The organism is Kitasatospora setae KM-6054 (assembly GCF_000269985.1).
Lineage (GTDB): Bacteria > Actinomycetota > Actinomycetes > Streptomycetales > Streptomycetaceae > Kitasatospora > Kitasatospora setae.
In genome coordinates, this window is record NC_016109.1 from 503,474 (window position 1) to 529,978 (window position 26,505).

General features: G+C 74.0%; 21 protein-coding genes and 5 pseudogenes. 15 read left to right on the plus strand and 11 right to left on the minus strand.

Annotation, left to right across the window (positions count from 1 at the left end):
* Nucleotides 1–226 precede the first annotated feature (226 nt).
* Together KSE_RS02090 and KSE_RS02095 are read left to right on the plus strand one after the other, a co-directional pair.
* Nucleotides 227–985 (plus strand): alpha/beta fold hydrolase, encoded by a 759-nt coding sequence (locus KSE_RS02090; protein WP_014133602.1) that lies wholly within the window; start codon nt 227–229, stop codon nt 983–985.
* A 242-nt stretch (nt 986–1,227) separates the two neighbouring features.
* Nucleotides 1,228–1,770, plus strand: coding sequence for a GNAT family N-acetyltransferase (locus KSE_RS02095; RefSeq protein ID WP_014133603.1), 543 nt, complete (start codon nt 1,228–1,230; stop codon nt 1,768–1,770).
* A gap of 100 nt (nt 1,771–1,870) precedes the next feature.
* On the opposite strand, the gene KSE_RS02100 is transcribed toward KSE_RS02095, so the two are convergent.
* Together KSE_RS02100 and KSE_RS02105 are read right to left on the minus strand one after the other, a co-directional pair.
* On the minus strand, nt 1,871–3,100 hold the full coding sequence (locus KSE_RS02100) for a serine hydrolase domain-containing protein (RefSeq protein ID WP_014133604.1): 1,230 nt from the start codon (nt 3,098–3,100) through the stop codon (nt 1,871–1,873).
* A 170-nt stretch (nt 3,101–3,270) separates the two neighbouring features.
* On the minus strand, nt 3,271–3,756 hold the full coding sequence (locus tag KSE_RS02105) for a carboxymuconolactone decarboxylase family protein (RefSeq protein WP_014133605.1): 486 nt from the start codon (nt 3,754–3,756) through the stop codon (nt 3,271–3,273).
* A 127-nt stretch (nt 3,757–3,883) separates the two neighbouring features.
* On the opposite strand from KSE_RS02105, the gene KSE_RS02110 reads away from it, so the two are divergent.
* The gene (locus tag KSE_RS02110; protein ID WP_014133606.1) at nt 3,884–4,885 is read left to right on the plus strand and encodes a pirin family protein; all 1,002 of its coding nucleotides are present in this window, start codon (nt 3,884–3,886) and stop codon (nt 4,883–4,885) included.
* Nucleotides 4,886–5,121: 236 nt separating this feature from the next.
* Here KSE_RS02110 and KSE_RS02115 read toward each other — a convergent pair whose 3' ends face one another.
* Nucleotides 5,122–6,312, minus strand: coding sequence for an IS701 family transposase (locus KSE_RS02115; protein ID WP_014133607.1), 1,191 nt, complete (start codon nt 6,310–6,312; stop codon nt 5,122–5,124).
* 102 nt (nt 6,313–6,414) lie between these two features.
* Here KSE_RS02115 and KSE_RS39590 point away from each other — a divergent pair.
* Nucleotides 6,415–7,244, plus strand: a pseudogene (locus KSE_RS39590) (IS5 family transposase).
* 74 nt (nt 7,245–7,318) lie between these two features.
* Complete coding sequence (locus KSE_RS02130; RefSeq protein ID WP_014133607.1) at nt 7,319–8,509, plus strand: IS701 family transposase; 1,191 nt, start codon at nt 7,319–7,321, stop codon at nt 8,507–8,509.
* Between the two features lie 160 nt (nt 8,510–8,669).
* Here KSE_RS02130 and KSE_RS02135 read toward each other — a convergent pair whose 3' ends face one another.
* Nucleotides 8,670–10,151 carry an MFS transporter gene (locus tag KSE_RS02135; RefSeq protein ID WP_014133610.1) on the minus strand — a complete coding sequence of 494 codons (1,482 nt, stop codon included), beginning with the start codon at nt 10,149–10,151 and terminating at the stop codon, nt 8,670–8,672.
* A 150-nt stretch (nt 10,152–10,301) separates the two neighbouring features.
* On the opposite strand from KSE_RS02135, the gene KSE_RS02140 reads away from it, so the two are divergent.
* Complete coding sequence (locus tag KSE_RS02140) at nt 10,302–10,892, plus strand: TetR/AcrR family transcriptional regulator (protein WP_014133611.1); 591 nt, start codon at nt 10,302–10,304, stop codon at nt 10,890–10,892.
* A gap of 78 nt (nt 10,893–10,970) precedes the next feature.
* Nucleotides 10,971–11,360, plus strand: coding sequence for a VOC family protein (locus KSE_RS02145; RefSeq protein ID WP_014133612.1), 390 nt, complete (start codon nt 10,971–10,973; stop codon nt 11,358–11,360).
* A gap of 615 nt (nt 11,361–11,975) precedes the next feature.
* Here KSE_RS02145 and KSE_RS02150 read toward each other — a convergent pair.
* Complete coding sequence (locus KSE_RS02150) at nt 11,976–12,866, minus strand: helix-turn-helix transcriptional regulator (RefSeq protein WP_014133613.1); 891 nt, start codon at nt 12,864–12,866, stop codon at nt 11,976–11,978.
* 102 nt (nt 12,867–12,968) lie between these two features.
* On the opposite strand from KSE_RS02150, the gene KSE_RS02155 reads away from it, so the two are divergent.
* The 5 genes and pseudogenes from KSE_RS02155 (at nt 12,969) to KSE_RS02175 (ending at nt 17,655) form a co-directional block, all read left to right on the plus strand.
* Complete coding sequence (locus KSE_RS02155) at nt 12,969–14,459, plus strand: MFS transporter (RefSeq protein WP_014133614.1); 1,491 nt, start codon at nt 12,969–12,971, stop codon at nt 14,457–14,459.
* A pseudogene (locus KSE_RS44105) lies at nt 14,458–14,613 on the plus strand (IS630 family transposase); the annotation flags it as partial. The gene KSE_RS02155 and the pseudogene KSE_RS44105, both read left to right, overlap by 2 nt.
* Before the next feature lie 223 nt (nt 14,614–14,836).
* Nucleotides 14,837–15,082: pseudogene (locus tag KSE_RS02160) on the plus strand (response regulator transcription factor); the annotation flags it as partial.
* Between the two features lie 154 nt (nt 15,083–15,236).
* Nucleotides 15,237–16,187, plus strand: coding sequence for an NUDIX hydrolase (locus KSE_RS44110; RefSeq protein ID WP_014133616.1), 951 nt, complete (start codon nt 15,237–15,239; stop codon nt 16,185–16,187).
* Between the two features lie 109 nt (nt 16,188–16,296).
* Nucleotides 16,297–17,655 carry a bifunctional folylpolyglutamate synthase/dihydrofolate synthase gene (locus KSE_RS02175; protein WP_014133617.1) on the plus strand — a complete coding sequence of 453 codons (1,359 nt, stop codon included), beginning with the start codon at nt 16,297–16,299 and terminating at the stop codon, nt 17,653–17,655.
* Nucleotides 17,656–17,733: 78 nt separating this feature from the next.
* Here KSE_RS02175 and KSE_RS42625 read toward each other — a convergent pair.
* Both KSE_RS42625 and KSE_RS46180 read right to left on the minus strand, forming a co-directional pair.
* Nucleotides 17,734–18,462 (minus strand): annotated as a pseudogene (locus KSE_RS42625) (putative Ig domain-containing protein); the annotation flags it as partial.
* Nucleotides 18,463–18,663: 201 nt separating this feature from the next.
* Nucleotides 18,664–19,365, minus strand: a pseudogene (locus tag KSE_RS46180) (S1 family peptidase); the annotation flags it as partial.
* A gap of 365 nt (nt 19,366–19,730) precedes the next feature.
* Here KSE_RS46180 and KSE_RS02185 point away from each other — a divergent pair.
* Entirely contained in the window at nt 19,731–19,973 is a 243-nt protein-coding gene (locus tag KSE_RS02185) for a chaplin (protein ID WP_033260221.1), read from the plus strand.
* 114 nt (nt 19,974–20,087) lie between these two features.
* Here the strand turns inward: KSE_RS02185 and KSE_RS02190 are convergent, their stop codons facing one another.
* Nucleotides 20,088–20,897, minus strand: a complete 810-nt coding sequence (locus KSE_RS02190) for an alpha/beta fold hydrolase (RefSeq protein WP_014133620.1) — start codon at nt 20,895–20,897, stop codon at nt 20,088–20,090.
* A gap of 63 nt (nt 20,898–20,960) precedes the next feature.
* Here KSE_RS02190 and KSE_RS02195 point away from each other — a divergent pair, with 63 nt between their 5' ends.
* Complete coding sequence (locus KSE_RS02195) at nt 20,961–21,389, plus strand: winged helix-turn-helix transcriptional regulator (protein WP_014133621.1); 429 nt, start codon at nt 20,961–20,963, stop codon at nt 21,387–21,389.
* On the opposite strand, the gene KSE_RS02200 is transcribed toward KSE_RS02195, so the two are convergent.
* Nucleotides 21,373–21,666: a putative quinol monooxygenase gene (locus KSE_RS02200; protein ID WP_014133622.1), complete on the minus strand. Its 294-nt coding sequence runs from the start codon at nt 21,664–21,666 to the stop codon at nt 21,373–21,375. The genes KSE_RS02195 and KSE_RS02200 overlap by 17 nt on opposite strands.
* Nucleotides 21,667–21,949: 283 nt before the next feature.
* On the opposite strand from KSE_RS02200, the gene KSE_RS43525 reads away from it, so the two are divergent.
* Nucleotides 21,950–23,737, plus strand: a complete 1,788-nt coding sequence (locus KSE_RS43525; RefSeq protein ID WP_014133623.1) for a serine/threonine-protein kinase — start codon at nt 21,950–21,952, stop codon at nt 23,735–23,737.
* Here KSE_RS43525 and KSE_RS02210 read toward each other — a convergent pair.
* Both KSE_RS02210 and KSE_RS02215 read right to left on the minus strand, forming a co-directional pair.
* Nucleotides 23,727–25,139, minus strand: coding sequence for a SufS family cysteine desulfurase (locus KSE_RS02210; RefSeq protein WP_014133624.1), 1,413 nt, complete (start codon nt 25,137–25,139; stop codon nt 23,727–23,729). The genes KSE_RS43525 and KSE_RS02210 overlap by 11 nt on opposite strands.
* Nucleotides 25,126–26,349 carry a cyclic nucleotide-binding domain-containing protein gene (locus tag KSE_RS02215; protein WP_014133625.1) on the minus strand — a complete coding sequence of 408 codons (1,224 nt, stop codon included), beginning with the start codon at nt 26,347–26,349 and terminating at the stop codon, nt 25,126–25,128. The genes KSE_RS02210 and KSE_RS02215 overlap by 14 nt, the downstream gene beginning before the upstream one ends.
* Nucleotides 26,350–26,505 lie beyond the last annotated feature (156 nt).

The following is a 26,505-nucleotide window of genomic DNA, read 5'->3' on the forward strand; positions in this document are numbered from 1 at the left end:
TCCCACCCTACGAGCAGTCAGCTCCAGCGTCCCGTACCGGCGATCGCGGTGCGCCGCCCTTCCGGCGCCCGCGCCCCGCCGGAGCCGGTCCCGGCCCGCGCGTCCCGGGCCGGGCCGCCCCGGCACGGGGTCCGCGTACAGTGGGCAGCCCCGGGCGCGGAGCCGAACGGTTGGGGTGGACGACCGCGCCGGGTGACGGCGAACGACTACGGCCAGGGACGGTGTGATGAGCGGGCGGGCGGCGGTGCACTCCGGCGGCGCGGTGGCGGAGGCGCATCGGTCGCTGGTCTGGCGGGCGTTGCCGGAGGCGCCGGACGCGGCGGTGTTGGTGCTGCACGGTGGCAAGGAGTTCGGCGCCGCGCCGCCGTCGGCCCTGAACCTGCCGGGGCTGCGGATGCTGCCGTTCGCGAAGGCGGTGCGACGCGGCGCGGTGGCGGCGGACGGGCGGTCACTGGCGGTGGGCACGGTGCGCTACCGGTGTCGGGGCTGGAACGGCGACCGCGCGGACGCGGCCCGGGACGCGGAAGCGGCGCTGTCCGACCTGGTCGAGCGGCTGGGGCCGGTGCCGACGGTGCTGATCGGTCACTCGATGGGCGGCCGGGCGGCGCTGCGGGCAGCGGCCCACCCCTGCGTGCGGGGCGTGGTGGCGCTGGCGCCGTGGTGCCCCCGGGACGAGCCGACCGCGCACCTGCGGGACCGCTCGGTACTGATGCTGCACGGCGACCGGGACAAGATCACCCCACCCGACGACACCGACCTGTTCGCGCTGCGGGCCCGGGGCGACGGCGCGCGGGTGGCCGGCTACCGGGTGCTGGGCAGCGGTCACACCCTGATGCGGCGGGCCGGCGACTGGCACCGCGCCGCCGCCGCTCTCTCCCTGGCCCTGCTCGGCCTGGCCCCCCTCCCCGAGGAGGTCGACACCGCCCTCGCCCTGCACGGCCGGAACCCGGAGGGCCTGCACATCCCGCTGCCCGGCCGCCGCTGACTCCGACCGGCCGCCGACCACGTCCGGCGCCGACGCCAGAGCCGGCCCCGGCCCGCAAACGCCGGGCGCCGGGCGCCGGGCGCCCGGCGCCCGGTCGGTGCTCGGTGCACGGCCGGCGACGGGTGGGTGATCATCCGGTGACAGGTGGTGCGGATCAGGCTTCCGGGTCGCCTCGGGCGGGTAGGGAGCGCACACTCCGGTGGAGGGAGACGTCCGCCAATCGACTGAGGGAGGACCCGCCCATGGGGATCAGCCTGACCACTGATCGGCTCGTCGTCCGGGACTGGACACCGGACGACGCCGACGACGCGCTGGCCGTGTACGGCTCCACGGACGTCGCCCGTTGGCTGACGCCCGTGATGGACCAGGTCGTCGACGCCGAGGCGATGCGCTCGGTGCTGCGCGGCTGGGTGGAGGAGCAGTCCGCGCTGCTGCCGCCGCGCGGGCGGTGGGCGGTGGAGCGCCGCGAGGACGGGAAGGTGATCGGCGGCCTGGGGATCCGTCCACTGCCGCCGTACGACGAGGACCTGGAGATCACCTGGCAGCTCTCCCCGCTGGCCTGGGGGCAGGGCTACGCGACGGAGGCGGGCCTGGCGCTGCTGCGCTGGGTGTTCACCCAGGACATCGAGGAGGTCTTCGCGGTGGCCCGGCCCAAGAACGACCGGGCGCACGCGGTGGCGAAGCGGCTGGGGATGCGCTGGGTCGGCGAGACCACCAAGTACTACGACCTGAACCTCCAGGTGTACCGGATCCGCCCGGCCGACCTGCCCGACAACCGCCCCTGATCGCCCCTGATCGCCCCCGACCGGACCTGGCCCGGTGCCGGATCCGGTCGGGGTGTCGTCCGAACAGGCCGGCCCGGGCCGGAGCCGGCCCGCCGACGGGTCACTTCTCGGCGGGCAGCTCGTACACGTGGCCGGGGGTGGCGAGGGAGGTGACGGCCTCGGCGAACAGGGTGGAGGGTTCGCTGCCCTCGTGGATGATGTCGGTGTTCAGCAGGACGACCAGGGTGGCGTCCTGTTCGGGCAGGTAGAGGGTGACGCTCTCGTAGCCGGGCAGGGAGCCGTTGTGGCCGACCCAGCCGCCGACCCGGAACAGGCCGAGGCCGTAGCCCGCGCCGTCGCCGAAGCCGGGGACGGGCCGGAACTTCTCGCGTTCGGCCTGGGTGGCGGGGCTGAGCAGGGTGCCGGTGGCCAGGGTCTTCGCCCAGCGGTGCAGGTCGTGCAGGTCGGAGATCATCGCGCCGGCCGCCCAGCCCCAGGAGGGGTTCCAGTGGGTGGAGTCGGTGGTGGAGCCGTCCAGGGTCTGGTCGGTGTAGCCGTGCGCGTAGGGGCGGGGCAGTTCGGCGGCGCGCGGGAAGAGCGTGTGGTTCAGGCGGGCGGGCCCGGTGACGTTGCGGTGGATGAAGTCGCGCAGCGGCATCCGGCCGAGCTTCTCGACCAGCAGGCCGAGCAGCACGGTGTTGGTGTTCGAGTACTGGTAGTCGGTGCCGGGCGGGAAGACGTTGTCGTGCTTGAAGGCGTACGAGAGCAGTTCCTGCGGGCTGAACGGCCGTTCGGGGTCGGTGAGCAGGGCCTGCACGAAGTCGTCGTCGAAGGTGTACGAGTACAGTCCGCTGCGCATCTCGGCGAGTTGGCGGATGGTGATGTGCGCGCCGTCGGGGACGCCGTCGAGGTACTTGCCGATCGGGTCGTCGAGGCCGAGCAGGCCGCGGTCGACGAGTTCGAGCACCGCGGTGACGGTGAAGGTCTTGGTCTCGCTGCCGATCCGCAGGTTCAGGTTGGGGGTCATCGGCTGTCCGGTGGCGCGGTCGGCGACGCCGTCGGCGTGGACGTACGTGCCGCGTCCCGGCAGCCAGAGTCCGACGATCACACCGGGCGTGCCGGTGCGTTCCCGGACGTCGGCGATCGCCGCGTCCAGCCGGGCCGCGAGGGCGGGGTCGAGCGGGCAGTCCTCGTCCGCCGGCGGGTGCACGGGGCGGTGCGCGGGCTTCAGCGCGGGGCGGGCGAACGGGGCGCCGGAGTCGGCGGCGGCCGGGGCGGCGGGGACGAGGGTGCTCAGGGCGAGCAGGGCTACGGCGAGTCGGCGGGCGCGGGGACGGCGCATGACGGGCATCTCTCCCGAGGGGGTGCGGACGTTTCCGCACAGGTCACCATCCGGGCGACCCCGGCGCGCCCCGCCGCCCGCCCGCGCCGCGCGATTCCACCCGTGCGGCGGGCCACCGGCCCGTCTGCTGACAGCACGTCAGCAGACCGCCGCCACCCGGACGTTCGGCCGGCGGCCGCTCAACGGGCCGGACGGACCGGGTGCTTGCTCAGGATCGACACCCGGTTGAACGCGTTGATGGCGATCGCCACCCAGATCACCGCCGAGATCTCCGGGTCGCCGAACACCTCCCGGGCCTGCGCGTACGCCGCCTCCTGGGCGGCGGCGTCGGCGGGGTGGGTGGTCGCCTCGGCCAGCGCGAGGGCGGCGCGCTCGCGCGCGTCGAACACCGCGGCGTCCCGCCAGGCGGCCAGCACGCCGAGCCGCTGCACGCTCTCGCCCTCCTTGAGCGCGGCCTTGGTGTGCACGTCCAGGCAGTAGGCGCAGCCGTTGAGCTGCGAGACCCGCAGGTTGACCAGCTCGACCAGGCGGCGGTCGAGCCCGGCGTCGGCAGCGGCCTGCCGGACGGCCTCGGCGGTGCCCACCATGGCCCGGAAGGCCTGCGGGGTCTGCTTGTCGACGTAGACCCGGCCGGTCGTGGTCGCCACCTCGGTCACCTCGGTCACCTGGACTCTCCTCGCACGCGCGTGGTGCGCGCTGGTGTTGGTCGGACGCTCCGGTCCATGATAGTTGAAGATGTAACGATCTGCTGGACGTGTCCGCCGGCCCCGGCGGCACGGGAGGGAGCACCAGATGAGCACCACCGAGAACGGGCCGGTCCCCACGACCGACCCCGCCGCCACCGCGAACACCCCCACCGTAGAGGGCGCCCCGGCCGCCCGGACCGGCGGGGCCGAGGTCCTGCCCCCGCGGGACGTCCCGCTCGGCGGCCCGCGCGCGATGACCGTCCGCCGCACCCTCCCCCAGCGCGAGCGCACCCTGATCGGCGCCTGGTGCTTCGTCGACCACTACGGTCCGGACGACGTCGCCACCACCGGCGGCATGGATGTCGCCCCGCACCCGCACATCGGCCTGCAGACCGTCAGCTGGCTGTTCAGCGGCGAGATCGAGCACCGCGACAGCCTCGGCGTGCACGCCTTCGTCCGCCCCGGCGAGCTCAACCTGATGACGGCCGGGCAGGGCATCGCGCACTCCGAGACCTCCACCGCCGCCACCACCGTCCTGCACGGCGTCCAGCTCTGGGTCGCCCTCCCCGACGCCCACCGGCACACCGCCCGCGACTTCCACCACCACGTACCCTCCCCCGTCCCGCTGCCCGGCGGCGGCGAGGCCCGGGTCTTCCTCGGCACCCTGGCCGGCGACACCTCCCCCGTCCCCACCTTCACCCCCCTGCTCGGCGCCGAACTGACCCTCCCCGCCGGCGCCACCACCACCCTGGACGTCGACCCCGCCTTCGAGCACGGCCTCCTCGTCGACCAGGGCGACGTCCTCTTCGCCGACACCCCCCTGCACTCCGCCGACCTCGGCCACCTCCCGCCCGGCCGCACCACCCTCACCGTCACCAACACCTCCGCCGCCCCCGCCCGCCTCGTCCTCCTCGGCGGACCGCCCTTCGGCGAGGACATCGTCATGTGGTGGAACTTCATCGGCCGCACCGGCGAGGAGATCGTCCAGGCCCGGCTCGACTGGGAGAAGGGGACCCGGTTCGGCGAAGTGCAGGGCTACCCGGGCGACCGCCTGCCCGCGCCGGAACTACCGAACGTCGCCCTCAAGGCGCGCGGAAACCGCCACTGAACTGCACATGCGCCACCGCTCGGCGGTCGCGGCGAGCAGCCTCGGCGAGATCGCCCGCGACCGCCTTCGGCCCTAGTACTGCAACAGTGCTTACCCTGACGAGGCTTCAGCTCTTGGGCTGTGGCCTCGTCTCTTGTAATGGCTGGTCCGGGCCTGTTGTTGGCGTCTGCGGCGCCATCGGGACCAGTGCAGGACGTGGCCTATGCTGCGGCGGACAGGCCGGGTGAGCTGCGTGATCAGCCGGCGGATCTCGGGGAGGGTGAGGGGTACCAGGTCTGGCGTTCGAGCGGGTCCGGCCCCTTTTCGAGCTGCTGGGCCCGCACGACGGTGAGGTAGGCGTGGGCGGCCATGGCCAGGGTGATGTGCCGGTACCAGCCCGGGTGGCGGCGGACCTGGTAGTCGTCGAGGCCGCACTGGCCTTTCGCGGTCTGGAAGCACTCCTCGATCGCCCAACGGGCGCCCGCGACGGCGATCAACTCGTTGAGTGTGGCCTCGGCCGGCGCGTAGGCGATGTAGTAGGCGACCTTCGTGGGATCGCTGATGCTGCGGCGGGCCAGGACCCAGTGCCTGCGGTCAGGACGGTGCCAGGGGCGGACCTCCACGCGAGCCCAGTCGTAGATCCGCAGGCCGTGGGCGCCCTCGCCGCAGGAGCGGCGCTTCCACCTCTGCCGGGGCAGGTCGGCGACCAGGTCGTGCAGCCGATGGTCCATGGCCTGCCAGGTGACGACGGTGTCGTGGCTGGTGGTGGCCATGACGTGGAAGACGTCGGCCTGCTCGAGTTCGTAGCGCCAGCCCTTGCTGTAGCCGTAGCCGGCATCCGCGGTCACCCAGCGGAACGGGATCTTGTCGTCGATCGCGCGGCGGACCATCGCCCGTGCGAGCTGGACCTTGGTGGCGAACTCGACCTCGTCGCCGATCCCGGCCGTTCGGCAGCGCACGCGGTCGTCGGTCCAGGACTTCGGCAGGTAGAGCGCCCGGTCGATCAACGTCCGGCCCAGCTCGCTGGAGTAGGCGAGGAAGACTCCGACCTGGCAGTTCTCGGTCCGCCCCGCGGTGCCGGAGTACTGCCGCTGGACGCCGGCTGACCGCACGCCCTTCTTCAGGAAGCCGGTGTCGTCCACGATCAGCACGCCGCAGGGATCCGCCAGGTGCTCGACGACGTACTCGCGCACGTCGTCGAGCACCCCGTCCGCGTCCCAGTCGATGCGGTTCAGCAGCCTCTGGATCCGGTCCGGCCCGCCATGGCCGGCCTCCTCCGCCACCGTCCAGCCGTTCTTGCGCTCCAACGGCGCCAGCAGGCCCCGCATGTAGGCCAGTGCCGACTCGCGCGACTCGCTCCGCGCGAACCGGTGAGCAAACCGCTCGTGCAGGTCGGCCAGCCCGTCCGACCAGCGACGAGCATCGACCTCGGATATGTCTCCACCCATGAACCGCCCAACGAGCGAACCCAACAACCGTCACGGTAAGCACCGTTGCAGTACTAGGCAGTGTCGTCAAAGTGATCTTGGGTAATGGATCATGGTGAGGTGATACGTCGCCATGAACTTTCCGATGCCGAGTGGGGTCTGGTGGAGCCGCTGCTTCCCAGGCCCGGCACAGGTCGCCCACGCCTGGACGACCGAACGGTACTGAACGGGATCGTGTGGAAGTTCCGGACCGGGGTGGCCTGGCGGGATGTGCCATCGCGATACGGGTCTTGGGCCACCCTGCACACCCGCTTTCGGCGCTGGGCCGAGGACGGAACCTTCGACCGGATGCTGCGGGCCGCGCGGGCGAAGGCGGACGCGGCCGGCGACATCGACTGGCTCGTGTCGGTCGACTCCACCGTCGTGCGGGCCCACCAGAGCGCCGCCGGCGCGCGAAAAGGGGGACCCGAAACCAGGCGCTCGGCCGCTCCCGGGGCGGGCTGACCAGCAAACTCCACCTGGCCGTCGACGCCCTCGGCCGACCACTGGCCATGGTCCTGACCGGCGGGAACACCAACGACTGCACCCAGTTCACCGCCGTCATGAACGCGATACGAGTGCCCCGGATCGGACCAGGACGGCCCCGAACCCGTCCCGACCACGTCCTGGGCGACAAGGGCTACAGCTCCAAGGCGATCCGAACCTGGCTGCGACAGCACGGCATCGGCCACACCATCCCCGAGCGAGCCGACCAGATCGCCAACCGCCTGCGGCGCGGCAGCCGTGGCGGTCGCCCAACCGCGTTCAACCGCCGGCTTTACAAGCACCGCAACGTCGTCGAACGCTGCTTCAACCACCTGAAGCAGTGGCGAGGCCTCGCCAGCAGGTACGACAAGACCGCCGTGTCCTACCAAGCCGCAGCCACCCTCGCCTCACTCCTCATGTGGGCCTGACCCTTTGACGACACTTCCTAGTACTGCAACGGTGCTTACCGTGACGGTTGTTGGGTTCGCTCGTTGGGCGGTTCATGGGTGGAGACATATCCGAGGTCGATGCTCGTCGCTGGTCGGACGGGCTGGCCGACCTGCACGAGCGGTTTGCTCACCGGTTCGCGCGGAGCGAGTCGCGCGAGTCGGCACTGGCCTACATGCGGGGCCTGCTGGCGCCGTTGGAGCGCAAGAACGGCTGGACGGTGGCGGAGGAGGCCGGCCATGGCGGGCCGGACCGGATCCAGAGGCTGCTGAACCGCATCGACTGGGACGCGGACGGGGTGCTCGACGACGTGCGCGAGTACGTCGTCGAGCACCTGGCGGATCCCTGCGGCGTGCTGATCGTGGACGACACCGGCTTCCTGAAGAAGGGCGTGCGGTCAGCCGGCGTCCAGCGGCAGTACTCCGGCACCGCGGGGCGGACCGAGAACTGCCAGGTCGGAGTCTTCCTCGCCTACTCCAGCGAGCTGGGCCGGACGTTGATCGACCGGGCGCTCTACCTGCCGAAGTCCTGGACCGACGACCGCGTGCGCTGCCGAACGGCCGGGATCGGCGACGAGGTCGAGTTCGCCACCAAGGTCCAGCTCGCACGGGCGATGGTCCGCCGCGCGATCGACGACAAGATCCCGTTCCGCTGGGTGACCGCGGATGCCGGCTACGGCTACAGCAAGGGCTGGCGCTACGAACTCGAGCAGGCCGACGTCTTCCACGTCATGGCCACCACCAGCCACGACACCGTCGTCACCTGGCAGGCCATGGACCATCGGCTGCACGACCTGGTCGCCGACCTGCCCCGGCAGAGGTGGAAGCGCCGCTCCTGCGGCGAGGGCGCCCACGGCCTGCGGATCTACGACTGGGCTCGCGTGGAGGTCCGCCCCTGGCACCGTCCTGACCGCAGGCACTGGGTCCTGGCCCGCCGCAGCATCAGCGATCCCACGAAGGTCGCCTACTACATCGCCTACGCGCCGGCCGAGGCCACACTCAACGAGTTGATCGCCGTCGCGGGCGCCCGTTGGGCGATCGAGGAGTGCTTCCAGACCGCGAAAGGCCAGTGCGGCCTCGACGACTACCAGGTCCGCCGCCACCCGGGCTGGTACCGGCACATCACCCTGGCCATGGCCGCCCACGCCTACCTCACCGTCGTGCGGGCCCAGCAGCTCGAAAAGGGGCCGGACCCGCTCGAACGCCAGACCTGGTACCCCTCACCCTCCCCGAGATCCGCCGGCTGATCACGCAGCTCACCCGGCCTGTCCGCCGCAGCATAGGCCACGTCCTGCACTGGTCCCGATGGCGCCGCAGACGCCAACAACAGGCCCGGACCAGCCATTACAAGAGACGAGGCCACAGCCCAAGAGCTGAAGCCTCGTCAGGGTAAGCACTGTTGCAGTACTAGGTCGGGGTGCCGGCTGACGCCTCGTTCGAGGCGGTGAGCGTGTCGGGGCGGGGATCGGCGAAGTGCTGCGGGGCCGCGGGTCCGGGCTCCGCGGGTTTGGACCTGGTCAGCCACAGACCGGTGAGCACGGCGCTGGTCGTGGTGACGGCGCCGGCGGCGAGGAAGGCGTCGTCGAGGCAGGTCTCGAAGGAGGCGCCGCCGGACTGCCGGGTGCGGACGACGGCTCCGAGCAGTGCCACGCCGAGTACCGCGCCGATCTGCCGGGTGGTGCTGCTGATGCCCGACGCGAGGCCGCCCTCCTGGGGGCTGACCGATTGGACGGCAGCTCCGGTCAACGGGGACAGGGTCAGGCCGAAGCCGATGCCGACGACTGCCAGCCGCCACCACACGTTCCCGTAACCGGTGTCGGCGTGCACCGTGCCGAGCGCCAGCAGTCCCGGGCCCGCCAGGGCAAGGCCGGTGGTGACCACGGCGCGGAAGCCGTACCGGGCGGCGAGCCGGCCCGCGTACGGGCTGACCAGCACCATGGCGAGGGTGGTGGGCAGGGTCTGCAGGCCGGCGTGCAGGACCGAGCTGCCCTGGACCGACACGAAGAACTGGGAGAAGAAGAACGTCGAGCCCATGAGCGCGAACCCCACCACGCCCATCGCGGTGTTGGACACGGTGAACAGCCGTTGCCGGAACAGCCGCAGCGGCAGCATCGGAGCGGAAGCGCGCGCCTCGACGGTGACGAAGGCGGCGAGGAGGACCGCCGCGGCGGCGAAGCTCCCCGGGACCGTCGGCGACAGCCAGCCACGGGCACCGCCCTCGATCAGCCCGTAGGTCAGCGCCCCCACGCCCAGCGCGGAGAGCACCGTGCCGGGAACGTCGATCGCGGGGGCACCCGGGTTGCGGGACTCGTCGAGGTGGCGCAGGCCGACCAGCAGGAGGACCACGCCGACGGGCAGGTTGACCAGGAAGATCGCGGGCCAGCCGAAGGTGTCCGTCAGCACGCCGCCGGCCACCGGGCCCACGGCCAGGCCGATGCCGCTGAGGCCGGCCCACAGCCCGATCGCTCTGATCCGCTCCTGCGGCACGGGGTGGGCGGAGACGAGCAGGACCAGCGAGGCAGGGCTCAGGGCTGCGGCCCCGGCACCCTGGAGGACTCGGCCGGCGACCAGCCAGCCGAGCGAGGGCGCGAGGCTGCACAGTACGGAGGCGGCGGTGAACACCGCCACGCCGATCAGGTACACCCGCTTGCGGCCGAACCGGTCGACGAAGACGCCGCCGGACAGCAGCAGCATGGCGACCAGCAGGACGTACGCGTCGACGATCCACTGCAGACCGGTCAGCTGGGTGTGCAGCCGTTGCTGCATGTCGGGCAGCGCCGCTCCGACGACCGTGTTGTCGAGCAGGACCATGAACTGGCCCAGGCAAGTCACCGTGAGCAGCGCGGCCCGGTTCGGTCGCCTGTTCGTGTTCGCACGCGCTTCCGTCAAGGGTCCTCCTTTCGATCGTTGCCCGCATCCGGCCGGATGCGACGCGGGCGCCGGTGCATCCCGGCTGACTAAAGCAGTCAGTGGCTGCGTTAGAGGACCCTAGGGCGCCCGCGCCGCAAAAGCAACCAACGACTGCGTTAAGGTGGCGGGGTGAACGAGCGACAGCAAGCCCGGCGCCCCGGCGGGCGCAGCGCCCGCGTCGGTGCCCAGGTGCACCAGGCCGTCACCGAGCTGATCGGCGAGCGCGGCTACGGGAACTTCACCGTCGGCGAGGTCGCGGCCCGCGCGGGCGTGGCGGACAGCAGCATCTACCGCCGGTGGGGAAGCCTGGAGGCCCTGCTCACCGACGTGGCGCTCACCCGCCTCAACGCGCGGTCACCGATGCCCGACACCGGGACGCTGGCCGGCGACCTGCGCACCTACGCGGCCCAGGTGGCCCGCGAGATCACCGGACCCGACGGCCCGGCGGTGCTGCACCTGGCCATCGCCCTGTCCGGCAGCGGCGAGCAGGGCGTGCGGGCGGGCCAGGAGCTCCGCGCCGAGCGCACCCGGCAACTGCAGTCCGTCCTCGACCGGGCCCGCGAACGCGGCGAGGACGCGCCCGACGTGCTCGAGCTGCTGGACCACGTCCTGGCCCCGATGTACGTCCGGGTCCTGTTCGGCATGGTCCCGCTCGCCCCGGAGTACGTCGACGGACTGGTCGACCGGCTGCTGTTGACCCACGGAATGGATCAAGGCTAGGGTCCACGGCAGCATCGCGTGTCGGTCACCGGCTGGGTGAGACATGGAGGTGTCGGGACATGCCTTCGGAGGCATTCCTTGTCAGTCGACCTGAACCACACGATCGTCCACGCCCGGGACAACCGGGAGTCCGCTGAGTTCTTCGCGGACCTGCTGAACCTCGAGATCACCGCCGAGTGGGGCCCGTTCATCGCGGTCGCCCTGGGTAACGGCGTCACGCTGGACTTCGCCGCCGTCCCCGCGGACAGCATCACCCCCCAGCACTACGCCTTCCTGGTCTCCGAGGAGGAGTTCGACGCGGCGTACGCGCGGATCGAACAGCGCGGCGTGGAGCACTACGCCGACCCCCGGCGGCAGCAGCCCGGCACGGTCAACCACAACGACGGTGGTCGCGGCGTGTACTTCATGGACCCGGCGGGCCACGCCATGGAACTCATCACCGTGCCGTACGGCGGCTGGCCCTCGTAACCACGAGCACCGAGGACCACAGCGCCGGCCGGCGATTCCCGGGGACCGCTGCGACACGTGGCCGGCTGCCTCGTCGGCCACCGGGTGAAGCAGGTGATCCGCCTCCAGCATCGCCTCGAAGGCTGCCGATTCCAGGTCGGGACAGGAAACCCCGGAGGCCGGCGCCAGTCGAACCCGCGTGCGATCTCGCCTTCGCGGACGGTCGGGTAGTGCGTCCAGGTCGGGTCGGTGGTCATCGCGTCGAGGTCGGCGCGGGTGATCTCGGGTTCCAGCCGCTTGTGTCCGTAGCGGCAGTGGATCCACACGTGCCGGCGGCAGCTGGTCGGCAGCCAGTCGCGCTGGGCTCGGCACTTGGTGCAGCAGATCCGTCCAGGACCGGGCCGAGGGGAAGCTGGTCCCGGAAGGGCTCGGGGAGGAGTTTCCGCGGGGCGGCCTGGGCTGGGTCGACGGCGGCTACCTCGATGTCGTCGACGCCGGCCTGATCGGCTGGGCCGCGGTGCACGAGGGCTACGAGCGCAAGACCGCGCACCCGGAGGTGATGATCATCGGTGATGCCGAAGTGTCCCGCGGAGCCGACCGGGCCGAGGGCGGGGGACGGGACTCGGGGCGGTGGGGTCAGGCGCCGGTGGCAGCCCTGTCGGCGGAGTCGTCGCGGGAGGTCCAGGCCGGAGCGGCGCCGACCAGGGAGTCGAGGCGTTCCAGGCGTTGGGCGGTGGCGGTGTCGGTGGGCGTCATGACGACGATCCGGGCGTCCCGGGCCCGGTCCAGCCACAGGCTCTGGAACTGGACGTCGAGGGTGCCGACGCGCGGTGACTGGTAGCGGCGCAGCTGGGTGCGGTCGCCCACGACCTCGTACGACTCCCAGTGCCGCACGAAGTCCGGCGACTCCTGGCGCAGCCGGGTGATCAGGGCGTTCCAGCGGGGGTCGTCGCGGTGTTCGGGCTGGCGGGTGCGGAGCTTCGCGGTGATCTCGCGCAGGACGGTGTCCTCGTCGAGCAGGCTGTTGCGCCAGCTCGGTTCGGTGAACATCAGCCAGGCGCAGTTGCGTTCCTCGACCGGGTACGCGTCCAGGTCGGCGAACAGGTAGCGGTAGGTGCGGTTGGCCGCGACCAGGTCGTAGCAGTCGGTCTGCACGGCGGCCGGGTACGGCAGCAGTTTGGCCAGCAGGGCGGTCTGTTCGGGGCGCAGGTCCACCGGCGGTCCCGGTTCGGTGGCCGCGCCGCGGCCCGCGAGCACCATCAGGTGCCGGTGCTCGGCGGGGTCCAGGCGCAGGACGCGCGCGACCGCGTCCAGGACCTGGTCGGACGCGTTCTTGGCCCGGCCCTGTTCGAGCCAGGTGTACCAGGTGACCCCGACGCCGGCGAGCTGCGCGACCTCCTCGCGCCGCAGGCCGGGTGTGCGGCGGCGGCCGGCCGCGGGCAGGCCCACGTCGCCGGGGGTGAGGCGGGCGCGGCGGGCGCGCAGGAAGGCGCCGAGGGCGCTGCGGTCGGATGTCGAGGAGGTCACCGCACCAGTGTCGCGGCTCGCGGCGGGTGGATCCAGGTGGCGCCGGTACCCGTATCGGCAGGCTCCTGGTACCAGGATGACGCGGGGCGCAGGGTCGTGGCCATGACCGCACAGACCGTTTCCCTGACCCGTCCCGTGGTGCCGCGCCCGGCGCGCGCCCTCACCGGCGGCGGCCTCGCCGTCCTGCTGCTCGCCTACCTGCCCGTGAACATGACGTTCGGGTCGGTCAACCTGCTCGAACCCGCGATCACCGCGGACCTCGGGGTGGGCGTGTCGGGCGGGCAGCTCGTGCTGTCCGCGTACACCACCGCGTTCGCCGCGACGCTCGTCGTCGCGGGGCGTCTGGGCGACCGGTTCGGGCGGCGCCGGCTGCTCGCGGCCGGGGTCGGCGCGTTCGGCGCGGCCTCGGTACTGGCCGCGCTCGCGCCGGACCTCGTCGTCCTGGTGGTGCTGCGCGCCGTGCTGGGTGCCGCCGCCGGGCTGTTCACCCCGCAGGTGCTGTCCACCATCCAGTCCACGGCGCCCGGGCGGCTGCGGGCGCTGGGCGTCACGCTGTTCGCCGCCGTCAGCGGCATCGCCACCGTCACCGGCCAGCTCCTGGCGGGCGCGGTGGCGCAGGCGGCCGGCGAGCACTGGGGCTGGCGGCTGGTCCAGGTGCTCACCGGGGCGCTGGGCGCGGCGGCGCTGGTCGCCCTGCGCACCGTGCCCGAGTCGCGCTCGACGGCCCCGCTGGCGCTCGACCTGCGCGGGGCCGCGCTGCTCGGCACCGGCCTGCTCCTCGTCGTGGTACCGCTGACCCTCGGCACCTCCGCGGGCGGCCCGGCCCCGGTGTCCGTGATGCTGGCCGCGGGCGCCGCGGTGCTCGCCGTCTTCGCCCGCTCGCAGCGCGCCGCCGAACGCCGCGGCGAACTGCCCGTCGTGCCGCCGAGCGTGCTGCGCACGCCGGCCGTGCGCCGGGGCCTGGTGATGACGCTGCTGTTCTTCGTCGGCTACGGGGCCTTCCTGTACGAGTTCTCGGCGCTCGCCCAGAGCGCGTTCGGCGTGGACGCCTGGGGCACCGTCCTGCTGTTGCTCGGTTTCGGCGCGGCGTTCGTCGTCACCGCTCTCGTCCTGCCGGCCGTGGAACGCCGCACCGGGCGCTGGACGACGACGGGCGCGGCCGTCGGGCAGGCGGCCGTGCTCCTGGGGCTCGCCCTCGCCGTGGACGGCACCCGCGACGGGGCCCCGGCGGCCCTGCAGCCGTTGCTGGTGCTGCTCGGCGTCACCCAGGCCCTGATGTACGGCCCGGTCCTGCGCACGGTCCTGTCGCGCACCCCGACCTGGGCGGCGGGCGTCGCCGGCGGGCTCTTCACCACGCTGCAGCAACTCGGCCTCGGCCTGGGTGTGGCGCTCCTGGGCGGGCTCTTCCACGCCGTGGCCACCGCGACGGCGGGCGGCGGCGGTGCCGGTGGCGGGCTGTCCCGCGGTTTCGCCGTCGCCGTGACCGTGCAGGCCGTGCTGGCCCTGGCGTTCGCCTTCCTGGCGGCCCGGATCGCCCGAGCCGGGGAGGGGATCGGGGACGGGGTGCAGGCGCGCGGGCTGAGCGGACGGTGAGGAGAAGCCCAAGAACGCCACCCACTGGTCGACCCGCTCCATGGCCGCCGCCACCGGCATGTCCCAGTCCGCGATCTCGCCGATCTGGCGCGCGTTCGCCCTCGCCCCGCACCGCGCCGAGACCTTCGAGCTCAGCACCGACCCCCTGTTCATCGACAGCGCCGCAGCCACGACTACGCCCGCTCCGGCACCGCCACCCTCTTCCCTCTTCGCGCTTCGCGGCGCCCCGGGCGGCCTGCCGTCCGGGCCCGTTCGCCGCCGCGACCGCCGTGTCGGCGATCATCGACCCGGCCCGGCGGGAGCGGTCGGTGCCGGTGTGGCAGCAGCCGCACGCGGCCGCCCTGCGCGGTCCGGCCGGCGGTCCGGAACCCGGCCGGGACCCCGGCGCCCCGGCCGTCCACCGCGACCTCACCGCACTGACCCCGCGCGAACTGGAGGTGCTGGCCCTGCTCGGCCGCGGCCTGTCCACCACCGAGCTGGCCGGTGAACTGACCCTCAGCGAGGCGACGGTGAAGACGCACGTGGCCCGGATCTTCGCCAAGCTCGGCCTGCGCGACCGCGCCCAGGCCGTCGTCGTGGCCTACGAGACGGGGCTGGTCGCACCGGGCGACCGGTCCGGGTAGCACGGCGGCGAGCGGCCCGTCTCCCGTCTCCCGGAACGGGACGGGGGCCTGTCCGACGGAGTGCGCGCGCCGGTAATGGCGAGCGGTGGCGGCGTGCTCTCGGCTTTACTGACCCGGAACCGGCCTGTCCGATCACCCTCACCCGGAGCGCCACTTGACCGTCGAGACCGACCCGCTGTTCGATCCGTTCTCCCGGGCCAGGGCGGACGGGGTCGAACGCACCTCCACCCGTGTCCTGCTCACCGACCCGGCCGGCCGGGTCCTGCTGCTGCGTCGGACGGCCGGCGCGCCGCAGGGCGGGCGGTGGGAGCTGCCGGGCGGTGGGACGGAGCCGGGCGAGGACGTCGTCGCGGCCGGGCTGCGCGAGTTGGGCGAGGAGACCGGCCTCACCGGGGTCCGGGTCACCGCCCGCCTCGGGCACGCCGACTATCCGAACACCCGGGGCGCCGTCACCCGCGCCTTCGTGGTCGCCGCCCAGCTGGACCGCCCTCGGGAGGTGCGGCTGTCGCCCGAACACGACGCGTACCGCTGGGTCCTGCCCGCCGGGTTGCCGCGGCCGGTCGCCGCCCACGAGGCGGAGCTGATCCGCCGGCACAGCGCGCCGCCGCCCGTGCTGCCCGGGCACCGGCCGCTGCCCGTGTACCTGCCGACGATCCCCGCAGCGCCGATGTGGGGCTCGGTCTTCTTCACCGCCGAGGGCGGCGCGGCCGTGCTGCTGCGCGCCACCGACCCGGCCAAGGGTCTGCAATGGGCGGGCGGGGACGTGGAGTTCGGCGATCCGAGCCCGCTGCACACCGCGGTGCGCGAGTGCTGGGAGGAGACCGGCATCCTCCTGGAGCCCGACCCGGAGCGGCTGCCGCTGCTGGCCACCGTGTTCGAGCAGCCGCGGGGCGGCTGGCCGGCGAAGGTCGGATTCGCTTTCCACGGCGGCGAGTTGTCCGCCGAACGGCTGGCCGCGATCCGGCTCGATCCGGCCGAGCACACCGAGGTCGTCCTGCTGGCCCGCGACGAACTGGCCGCCCGTACCGACCCCCGCCGCGCCCGGCTCACCCGCGCCGCCCTGGACGCGGTCCGCACCGGCGTGCCCGCCTACGTCGTCTGCTGAGCCCGGACGCCCGCTCCCGTACCCGCTCCCGCGCTCGCGGGGCTCATCCGTTCGGAGGATCACGGCCGTTGCCGCCCCGCTCGGGCGGGGGCGGTGAGAGCATGGGGCCGTGGATTACCAGCAGTGTGCGGAGCACCTCGCCGGACTGTACGCACTCGCTCCCGCCGAGCGGGTGGCGAGACGCCGGAACCTCCCCGGGCTGCTCGACGCGCTCGGCCGCCCGCAGGACGGGCTGCGCGGGGCGATGGTGATCGGCACCAACGGGAAGGGCTCCACGGCCGCCTTCGCGGTCTCGGCGCTGTCCGCGGCCGGGGAGCGGATCGGCAGCATGCCGAGCCCGCACCTGCAGGAGCCGCGGGAGCGGATCCGGGTCGACGGGCGGCCGATCGGCCGGGACGCGTACGCGGCGGCCTACCGCGAGGTGCTGGCGGTGATCGGCGAGCACGGGCTGCCGGTGGGCGCCGGTGCGATGTGCGCCGCGGTCGCCGCCGCGCACTTCCGCCAGGCCGGTGTGACCCGGGTGGTGGCCGAGGCGAGCATCGGGGGACGCGGCGCGGCGGTCCGCTTCCTGGACCTCGACGTCAAGGTGGTCACCGGCGTCGGCCTGGACCACGCCGGCGTCCTCGGCGACACGCTGGGCCGGATCGCCGCCGCCAAGGCCAGTGCGGTGCGCGACGGCGAGCACCTCGTGCTGGGGCGGCTGGACCCGCAGGCGCAGGCCGGCGTCGGGGAGGTGCTGGCCGAGCGCAGCGGCCTGACCTGCTGGCAGGTCGACCGGGAGATCCGGTACGCCGACCGGCCCGACGGGGCCCTGGACGTCAGCACGCCGCTCGGTGAGCACCGCGCCCTGCCCTGCCCGCTGCCCGGCGTCCACCAGCACCACAACCTGGCCCTCGGCCTGGCCACCGCCGCCGCGCTCGCCGACCGCGGCCACGCCGACCTGCCGTCCGACCGGCTGCTGCGCCCGGCCCTGGCCGCCACCCGCTGGCCCGGCCGCCTCGAACTGCTCACCGACGCCCGGCTGGACGGCTGGCGCGGCCGGGTGCTGCTGGACGGCGCCACCAACCCGCAGGGGGTGGCCACCGTGATGCCCGAGATCGAACGCCTCGCCACGGCGGCCCCCGGCGCCGCTCGCGGCGCCGACACCCGCGCCGGGGCCGACGCCCCGTCGACCGCCGTCGTCTTCGCCGCGATGCGCGACAAGGACGTCCCGGAGATGCTCGCCCCGCTGCCCGCGCCGTGGCCGCTGGTCCTGACCCGGACCGGCTCCCCCGACGCCGCCGAGCCCGACGCCCTGCGCACCCGGCTGCCCGCCGCCCGGCGGGACCGCGTCCACACCGCGCCCGACACCGCCAGCGCGCTGCGCCGGGCCGCCGAACTGGTGGGCCCCGGCGGGCTGATCGTGGTGTTCGGCTCGCTCCGGCTGGTGGGCGAGAGCCGCACCGCGCTCGGCCTGGCCCCGGCCTGAGCGCGGCGGGCCGGAGCCACCGGCGCCCCCGCTGCGGGGCGTCCGTCGACGGCCGCACCGCAGCGGGGGCGGGGTGGGTCAGCTGGTCTGGACGGCGGTGTCGTCGATCACGAAGGAGGTCTGCAGCGAGGCGTCCTCGACCGCGTTGAACTTCACCGTGACGCTCTGCCCGGCGTAGGCCGACAGGTCGACGCTCTTCTGGGTGTAGCCGGTGGCCGCGTTGACGTTGGAGTGGGTGGCGACCGTGGTGCCGTTGACGGTGACGGTGAGCTTGTCGTAGACGGTGCTGCCGGTCTCGGCGGTGTCGATGTGCAGCCAGTAGCTGAGGGTGGCCTTGCAGCCGGCCGGGATGGTGACGGTCTGCGAGAGGCTGTCGGTGTGGGCGGAGCCGTAGCCGTCCAGCCAGGCCTTCCAGGTGCCGCCGTGCGCGGCCTGGCCGGAGGAGTTGTCGACCGCGCCGGAGGAGGCGGTCCAGGGGCTGGCGGTTCCGGTCTCGAAGCCGGGGTTGCCGAGCAGCTGGGCCGAGGTGCAGCCGGTGCCGCCGCCGCTGGTGACGGTCCAGGTGAAGGAGGCGGTGCCGGTCTTGTTGGCGGCGTCCTTGGCGGTGACGGTGACGTTGTAGGTGCCGGCGGCGGTGGCGGTGCCGCTGATCAGGCCGGTGGAGGCGTTGATCGACAGGCCGGTGGGCAGCCCGGTGGCGGTGTAGCCGAGCGGCGCGGTGCCGCCGCTGGCCTGGATCTGCAGGCTGGCGGCGCCGTTCAGCGCGGTCGACTGGTTGCCGGGGCTGGTGACGGTGACGGCGGTGCCGGCCGGCTTGGTCAGCAGGCAGCCGCTGACGTTCAGGTCGATGACCCGGCCGGTGCCCAGGCAGGTGGTGAACCAGTAGGTCTGCTCGCCGTAGCTCTGGCCCTTGGTGGCGGTCGTGGTGCCGTCCGCGGCGACCTCGCACGGGTTGTTGAGGGTGCACATGGCGCCGTCGTCGTTGCCGGTGTTGTTGATGCCGACGACCTTGCGGCTGGCCGCGTCGACGATCGGCGACCCGGAGGTGCCGTGCGTGGTGTTGCAGCCCGCGCTGTAGCGCAGCGAGTCGCGCCAGGTCCACTGGTCCTCGCGCAGGGTTCCGACGAACCCGTTGACGGAGCAGTTCCAGACCTGCTTCCAGTACGAGGAGGGTATGTACATGGCGGAGCCGTCGACCGGGTGGGTGTCGCTGATGGTCAGCGCGGTCGCGCCGTACTTGGAGGTGACGGCCGCGAAGGTGTCGGTGAGCTGGTAGAGCGCGACGTCGGTGCCGGTCATCGTCGCGTACAGCACCTTGTCGGCCTGGACGGTGCCGAGCGAGTTCCCGGCGGAGTCCAGCAGGGTGCCGCTGCGGCTGGCGCTGGTGTTCTGGATGACCTGGCCGGCCGTCGGCATGGTCGGCAGGCAGTGGCCGTTGGTGAGCATCATGGCCCGGTCGGTGTCGACCGAGCTCGGGTAGCGGACCAGCGAGGCGGAGCAGTTGCTCAGCGCGATGGTGGAGGTCAGGTCACCTGCCTGGACGGCCTGCGCGGGGGTGGCACCGAGGGTCAGGGCGCCCGCGACGACCGCGCCCGCGCCGAGTGCGGCGGCGGACCTCCTGGCGGCGAGTCTCTTGAACATGGCTCTCCTTGTGGGGGATTGCGAGCGTACGACCGGTCGGCGCACGCCCGCGCCGGACGAAAATGCCATGGCCACTTCAATCTGGTCAACAGTGCCGACGGAACTCGCGGACGGATCGCTCCGGCCCGGACGCCCTCCTGATTCCCCGTCAACCCCCGTCCGTTCGAACACCGTTCCGCCGGAGACGATCCGCGACGACCCGGGGCGGCGCGCAGCGCACCGCCGGTCGGGTGATCGTGCTGGGCCGCACGGGTGGCCGGGGCGGGTTCGGGCCGGAGCGCGCGCGGCGGCGGTGGAGAGTTCGTATCGGCCGACCCGCCGGACGGCGCGTCCGCGGGGGTGCGACAACGCCCCGACCGCGCCGCCGGCACGAACCCGAATCACCGGCACCGCCCTACCCGGGGCGGCGCCCCATGAGGAACCAAGGAGTCGACATGTCCCGCACCCGCAAGTACTTCGCCGTCGTCGCGCTGGCCGCCACCGCCGTCCTCGGCACCGCCGGAATGGCCTCCGCGTCCGCCGGTGCCCAGGGCGTGGCCGTCGGTTCGCCCGGCGTCCTCTCCGGCAACCTGATCCAGATCCCCGTGCACATCCCGGTCAACGTGTGCGGCAACAGCGTCGGCGTGATCAGCGCGCTGAACCCGGCGTTCGGCAACTCCTGCGCCAACATCGGCTGACCGGACCACCGTTGACGGGCCCGCGCGGACGCACCGACGCGCCGGCGGCCCGTCCGCAGGACGCGGGCCCCTCCCGTTCCCGGGAGGGGCCCGTACGCGTGGGGCGAGGCGGCGTCAGCGCGCCGGCTCGCTGGCGAACTCCGCCTCCTCCAGCAGCAGTTCGGCCAGCTGCTCCGGCGCGGTGACCATGCAGTCGTGACCGCTGCGCAGCTCCCGCACCCGGGACGGGGCGCCGTTGGGCTGGCGGGCGGGGACGGGACGGCGGACGGCGCCGGGCGGCAGGGCGCCGACGCAGTGGATGTGCGTGCGGGGGACGGCCGCCGCGGCCGGGTTGGCCAGGCCGACCGGCTGGCGGAAGCAGCGCGCCGACTCGTCCGAGAGCAGGGTGCGCAGCCAGGCCGCGTCCGCCGGGTCGGTGACCCCGAACAGGCCGACGGGCGCGGGCTGTTCGGGCAGCGGCGGGATCCGCCAGGGGGTGCCGGTGGTGGCGGCGAGTTCGAGCAGGTGCCGGGTCGCGGGCATGACGTCGAGCACGCTCTCGCCGTCGACCGGGACCATGGCGTCGAGGTAGACCAGCGCGGCGAGCCGCTCCGGAACGCGGTCGGCCACCGCCGAGACCACCATGCCCGCGTAGCTGTGGCCGACCAGCACCACGTCGGTGAGGTCCTCGTCGAGCAGCAGGCCGACGACGTCGGCGGTGTGGGTGTCGAGGCCCACCTCCGGGCCGAGCAGGTGGGCCCGCTCGCCGTGGCCGGTGAGCGAGGGGGCGAGCACCCGGTGCCCGGCCCGGGCCAGCAGGGGCGCCACGCGCTCCCAGACGCGCCCGCTGTGCCAGGCTCCGTGGACCAGGACGTAGGTCGCCGCTCGCGAAGTGGCGCTGGCAGTGGTGGTGGTGCCGGTGGTGGTACCGGTGTCGATGGTCATGGCACAGGACGCTAGTGAGCCCACGGGTACCTCCGGGTACCCGTGCTTGCTACCCTCCGGCCCATGCGCGACTCCGCGGGAGACGTCTTCCTCGCCGACTGCCCGGCCCGGCTGGCCATCGAGATCGTCACCGGCAAGTGGGCGGCCGTGGTGCTGTTCGCCCTCAGCCGCGGCCCGTGCCGGCACGGCGAACTCGTCGACCTGATCGGCGGCGTCTCGCGCAAGGTCCTCACCCAGACGCTGCGCCGCCTGCAGGGCTACGGCCTGGTCGAACGCCACCCGCCCGCCGGGGCTCCGCCCCGGGTCGAGTACGCCCTGACCGAGCTCGGCCTGACCCTGGTCGGACCGATCGCCGCCCTGACCGACTGGGCGCGGACGCACGGGGCGGCCGTCGCCGACTTCCAGGAGGAGACCGAACGGGAGGAGACCGGACGGGAGGAAGCCGAACAGGGGGAGGCCGAGCTCGGAGGCGGGGTCACCCGGCCGCGGTGAACACGTGCTCGGCGGGCGGGCCGAGCAGGAGGCCGGGGCCGGCGGCGAGGGCCTCGGTGAGGTGCGGGCTGGCGAGGTGGGCGTCGAAGGCGGCGCGGTCCTCCCACTCCTCGAAGACCAGCCAGGCGCTCGGATCCTCGGGGTGGACGTACGCCTGGTAGCTGATGTTGCCGGCCTCGGCCCGCGAGGGGGCGACCAGCGACAACGCCTGCGCACGGACCTGCTGTTCGGCGCCGGGGGCGGCCTTGAGCAGGGCGATCACGGTGACCTTGGACATGGTGGGGAACCGCTCCGTTCGACGCGGGCTTCCGGGCGCTGCGAGTCTACGTGCGGCCGCCGACAACTCCCGCCCGGCGGCGGCGCGTTGGGCCCCGGCATCGGCGCCCGACATCGACACCAGGCCGGGCCAGTACACGAACTCCTCGTCGCGGTGGCGGACTTCGGCGGGGCCCGGTCGCCGGCGAGAGAACGGGCGACCGGCCGGCCGCGGGGCGGCGGGCACGGGATCGACACACATCGAGTCCGTTCGTGGCCGGTGTCGTTCGCTAACATGCGCATCCATGACAACGCATGGGGGGACCGGCGGGTCGGGGTTCGACCTGGCCGGTAGCGGGGCCGAGCCGCTGGCGGCGGAGGATCCGCGGGCGATCGGGCCGGTGCCGCTGCTGGGGCGGCTCGGGGCGGGCGGCATGGGCCGGGTGTACCTCGGGGTGGTCGGGGACCGGTACGCGGCGGTGAAGCAGGTGCTGCCGCAGTTCGTCGAGGACCCGGACTACCGCCGGCACTTCGGCCACGAGCTCGACAACCTGGCACGGCTGCCGGAGGAGGCCACCGCGCCGCTGCTCGCCGCCGACCGCGAGGCGCGGCCGCCGTGGCTGGCCACCGCGTACGTGCCCGGCCTGACCCTGGACCGGGTGCTCGCCGTGCACGGCGGGCCGCTGGACACGGCGCGGGTGTGGCTGCTGCTGCGCGAGACGGCGGCCAGCCTGCGGGCGGTGCACGCGCTGGACATGATCCACCGGGACCTGAAGCCCTCGAACGTCATGCTGACCGCCCGCGGCGCCACCCTGATCGACTTCGGCATCGCCCGGGCCGCCGACCAGAGCCGGCTCACCCGGACCGGCATGGTGCTCGGTACGCCCGCCTACATGGCGCCCGAACAGGCCAACGGCGACCGCGAGTTCACCTCCGCCGTGGACGTCTTCGCGCTCGGCGCGCTGCTGGCCTACGCCGCCACCGGGCGGCCGCCGTTCGGCGAGGGCTCGGGGGTGGACATGCTCTACCGGGTCATCCACACCGAGCCCGACCTGGACGCGCTGCGCGAGCTCTCCCCCGTCCTCGCCGAGACCGTCGCGGCCTGCCTGGACAAGAACCCGGCCGGCCGGCCGAGCGCCGACCGCCTGGTCCGGCTCGCCGCCCAGCACGGCCCGGCGCCCGCCGAGCGGGCCGGCTGGCCCGAGCCGGTGCTGGGCACCCTGCTGGCCAGGTCGGCCTTCGCCGAGCAGCCCGCCCCGGCGGCCGACCCGGCAGCGGACGGCGCGGCCGAACCGCTCCCGCCGGACGGGGCGCCGACGAAGGTCCTGCGGGTCACCGGCCCGCCGCCGGAGCCCGGGCGCCGCTGGCACCGGCGGCTCGTCCCGTTCGTCGTCCCGGTGCTGCTGGTCGCCGGCGGGACCGCCGCCGTGCAACTGCTGCCGTTCGGCGGGCCGCCCCAGCAGTCGCAGGGCCAGGGACAGGGCCAGGGACAGGGCCAGGACGCGTCGTCGCCCGGCCTGGCCGGGACACCGGGCGGGACGCCGGGCGGCGGGGCGGCGTCCGGCCCGACGCCGGCCGCCGATCCGGACCGGAGCCCGAACCAGGACCAGGGCCCGACGCCGTCCACCCCGCCGACCGACTCCCCGGCGCAGAGCAGCGCCGACCCGGACCGGAAGTCGACACCGTCCGCGCCGAAGTCGACGGCCCCGGCGGCGAAGCCGACCACTCCCCCGGCGAACCCGGCGAACCCGGTGAACCCGGCGACCCCCGCGAAGTCGTCGGCCCCGGCGCGGGCGTACGGTCCGCGCTGCGTGTTCACCACCGCGGCGAGCTGCACCAGCGACGACCCGACGGTGGAGCTGACCTCGTCCGGCGGGTGGACGGACTGCACGTTCACCTTCACCACCGACTGGGGCGACGGCAACACCACCTACACCGACACCAACGGCACCGGCTCCGCCGACGTGCGCAAGACGTACGCCACGCACCGCTACGCCGCGCCCGGCACCTACCGGATCAACGTCCGGGCGGTCACCGACTCCGGTTTCTGCCTGGCGACGGGGGCGAGCCTGACCTTCACCCTCACTCCCTGAGCGGTTCCTCCCCGGCGGCGATCCGGTGCAGGGCGGCGGCCAGCCGGTCGACTTCCTGGTGGTTGTTGTAGAGCGCCGGCGAGGCGCGCACGGCGGCGGTCAACCCGTAGGCGGCGAGGGCGGGTTGGGCGCAGTGGTGGCCGGCCCGGACGGCGATGCCGAGCCGGTCGAGGGCGTGGGCGACGTCGAGCGGGTCGGTGCCGTCGAGGACGAAGGTGAGGACGCCGATCCGGCCGGGCGGGCCGCCGACCAGGCGCAGGCCGGGGACGGCGGCCAGCGCGGTGGCGGCGTGGGCGGTGAGGCGTTCCTCGTGGGCGGTGGCGGCGGCGCGGTCGAGGCCGCGGAGGTAGCGCAGCGCGGCGGCGAGTCCGGCGGCGCCGGAGATGTGGCCGGTGCCGGCCTCCAGCCGGTGCGGCAGCGGCGCGTAGGTGGTGCGGTCGAAGCCGACCGATTCGATCATGTTGCCGCCGCCCTGCCAGGGTGGCATGGCCTCCAGCAGCGGGCGCTTGCCGTAGAGGACGCCGATGCCGGTCGGGGCGAAGACCTTGTGGCCGGAGAAGGCGTAGAAGTCGACGTCCGACTCGGTGACGTCGACCGGGAAGTGGCTGACCGCCTGGGCGCCGTCGACCAGGACGACGGCGCCGTGGCGGTGGGCGAGGGCGGTCATCTCGGCGACCGGCGGGACGGTGCCCAGCACGTTGGAGGCGTGGGTGAGGGCGACCAGCCGGGTGCGCGGGCCGAGCAGGTCGCGGTAGGCGTCCTGGTCGATCCGGCCGTCGGGGAGCAGCGGGACGGGGCGGACCCGGGCCCGGCGTTCGGCGGCGATCAGCTGCCAGGGCACCAGGTTGGAGTGGTGCTCGGCGGCGGTGACCAGGATCTCGTCGCCGGTGCCGAGGTTGGCCCGGCCCCAGGACTGGGCGACCAGGTTGACCGCCTCGGTGGTGCCCCGGACGAACACCACCTGGGCCGGGTCGGGCGCGCCGAGCAGCCGGGCGGCCTCCGCCCGACCGTCCTCGTACGCCTCGGTGGCCTCCCGGGCCAGGGTGTGCGCGCCGCGGTGGACGTTGGAGGCGCCGGCCGTGCAGTACCGGGCGACGGCCTCGGCGACCTGCCGGGGCTTGAGCGTGGTGGCGCCGTTGTCGAGCCAGGCCAGCGGGTGCCCGTTGACCTCGCGGTGCAGCTGCGGGAAGTCGCGCCGGACCGCCTCGACGTCGAAGAGGAGGGCGGACGGGGCGACGGCGGGAGCGGGGACGACGGCCGGGGCGGCGGGGAGCCAGTAGCGGGTGCCGGGTTCGGCGTGCGCGAGCGCGGCGGGCACCGGCACGCCGTACGGGCCGGGGCCGGAGCCGGGGCCTGGGTGGCGGTGGGGGCGGAGCGCGGCGGGGGTGTCAGGAGTAGTCATGGTAGTGCGCCACCTCGACGTCCTGGAGCACCGCGATCGCGTCGTCGACCAGCGCCGCGACGGAGAAGTAGCCGGTCACCAGGTAGGAGGTGATGGCCTGCCGGTCGACGCCCATCGGGCGGACCGAGAGGCCGGGCTCGGCCTCGTCGGGGACCTTGGCGGGGCGCAGGCCGACCACGCCCTGCCGGTCCTCGCCGACCCGCATCAGCAGGATGTTGGTGGTGCCGGGCGCGGAGTCGGCGGTGCCGCGCAGGTCGAGCGTGTCGGAAGGCAGCAGCGGGACGCCGCGCCAGGTCAGGAAGGGGCTGCCGAAGAGTTCGACGATCTGCGGGGGCACGCCGCGGCGGGTGCACTCGCGGCCGAACGCGGCGATGGCGCGGGGGTGGGCGAGGAAGAAGGCGGGCTGCTTCCAGACCCGGGTGTGCACCTTGAGCACGGTCTGCGCGATGCTCAGTTCGTACGCGCGGGGGCTCTCCTCGTAGTCGACGAAGGTCTCCGGCAGGTAGGGCTCGCCGTGGTGGCCCGAGGTGAGGTCGAGCGGGTGCTCGGGGGCGGTGCGGCCGGCGGCGGTGGCGGCCGCGTCGAAGGCGTCGAGCCGGGCGCGCAGCGCGGGTTCGCGGTCGGCGAGTTCGAGCAGCATCCGGCGGTCCAGGGTGAGGACGGTGCAGGGGCTGGCGGCGGTGACCCGGTAGGGCATCGGGCGGCCGGCGGCCCAGGCGGCGGCGTCGAAGTAGTCGCCGTCGCCGAGGACTTCGAGCAGGGCGTCGGCGCCGTGGGCGCCGGTGGCGCGCTTCTCGGCGCGGCCGTGGGCCAGGACGTGCAGGCGGTCGGCGGGGGCGTCCTGGGCGACGATCGGCTGCCCGGCGGGGATCTCGTGCTCGGTGAAGGCGTCCGCGAGGGCGGCCAGCACGGGGCCGTCGAGCTGGCTGAGCAGCGGGAGTTCGCGCAGGTCCTCGGCGATCACCCGCCACCGGCCGTCGCCGTCCTGGTAGCTGCTGACCAGGCCGTCGCCGAGGATGAAGCCGCGCCGGCGGTTGACCCGGTAGACGCCGGCCTCCAACTCGACCCAGGGCAGGGCGCGCAGCAGGTAGCGCGGGGTGATGCCGAGCATCTGCGGGGCGGTCTTGGTGGTGGTCGCCAGGTTGCGGGCGGCGGAGGTGCTCAGGCTCCGCGGGCCCTGCCGGTGCTGCTGGTCGGGGCCGGTCGTCATGCTGGCCCTCGTCTTCCGTGCGGGTCGCGTGCGGGTCGCGTGCGGGTCGCGTGCGGCTTGCCTGCGGGTTCCGTCCGGGGCCGCGCCGGGGTGTCCGGCGGCCGCTTTCGTCCGTACCGGTTGTATCGGCGCGACGGAGCACGGCGGCGCAGCACC

What these genes read in the sequence shown, in the direction of transcription:
- KSE_RS43525 (WP_014133623.1), top strand. Translation starts at nt 21,950, where the DNA reads ATGACAACGCATGGGGGGACCGGCGGGTCGGGGTTCGACCTGGCCGGT.
- KSE_RS02200 (WP_014133622.1), bottom strand. Translation starts at nt 21,666, where the DNA reads ATGTCCAAGGTCACCGTGATCGCCCTGCTCAAGGCCGCCCCCGGCGCC.
- KSE_RS02155 (WP_014133614.1), top strand. Translation starts at nt 12,969, where the DNA reads ATGACCGCACAGACCGTTTCCCTGACCCGTCCCGTGGTGCCGCGCCCG.
- KSE_RS02090 (WP_014133602.1), top strand. Translation starts at nt 227, where the DNA reads ATGAGCGGGCGGGCGGCGGTGCACTCCGGCGGCGCGGTGGCGGAGGCG.
- KSE_RS02215 (WP_014133625.1), bottom strand. Translation starts at nt 26,349, where the DNA reads ATGACGACCGGCCCCGACCAGCAGCACCGGCAGGGCCCGCGGAGCCTG.
- KSE_RS02210 (WP_014133624.1), bottom strand. Translation starts at nt 25,139, where the DNA reads ATGACTACTCCTGACACCCCCGCCGCGCTCCGCCCCCACCGCCACCCA.
- KSE_RS02095 (WP_014133603.1), top strand. Translation starts at nt 1,228, where the DNA reads ATGGGGATCAGCCTGACCACTGATCGGCTCGTCGTCCGGGACTGGACA.
- KSE_RS02185 (WP_033260221.1), top strand. Translation starts at nt 19,731, where the DNA reads ATGTCCCGCACCCGCAAGTACTTCGCCGTCGTCGCGCTGGCCGCCACC.
- KSE_RS02130 (WP_014133607.1), top strand. Translation starts at nt 7,319, where the DNA reads ATGGGTGGAGACATATCCGAGGTCGATGCTCGTCGCTGGTCGGACGGG.
- KSE_RS02195 (WP_014133621.1), top strand. Translation starts at nt 20,961, where the DNA reads ATGCGCGACTCCGCGGGAGACGTCTTCCTCGCCGACTGCCCGGCCCGG.
- KSE_RS02110 (WP_014133606.1), top strand. Translation starts at nt 3,884, where the DNA reads ATGAGCACCACCGAGAACGGGCCGGTCCCCACGACCGACCCCGCCGCC.
- KSE_RS02190 (WP_014133620.1), bottom strand. Translation starts at nt 20,897, where the DNA reads ATGACCATCGACACCGGTACCACCACCGGCACCACCACCACTGCCAGC.
- KSE_RS02100 (WP_014133604.1), bottom strand. Translation starts at nt 3,100, where the DNA reads ATGCCCGTCATGCGCCGTCCCCGCGCCCGCCGACTCGCCGTAGCCCTG.
- KSE_RS02115 (WP_014133607.1), bottom strand. Translation starts at nt 6,312, where the DNA reads ATGGGTGGAGACATATCCGAGGTCGATGCTCGTCGCTGGTCGGACGGG.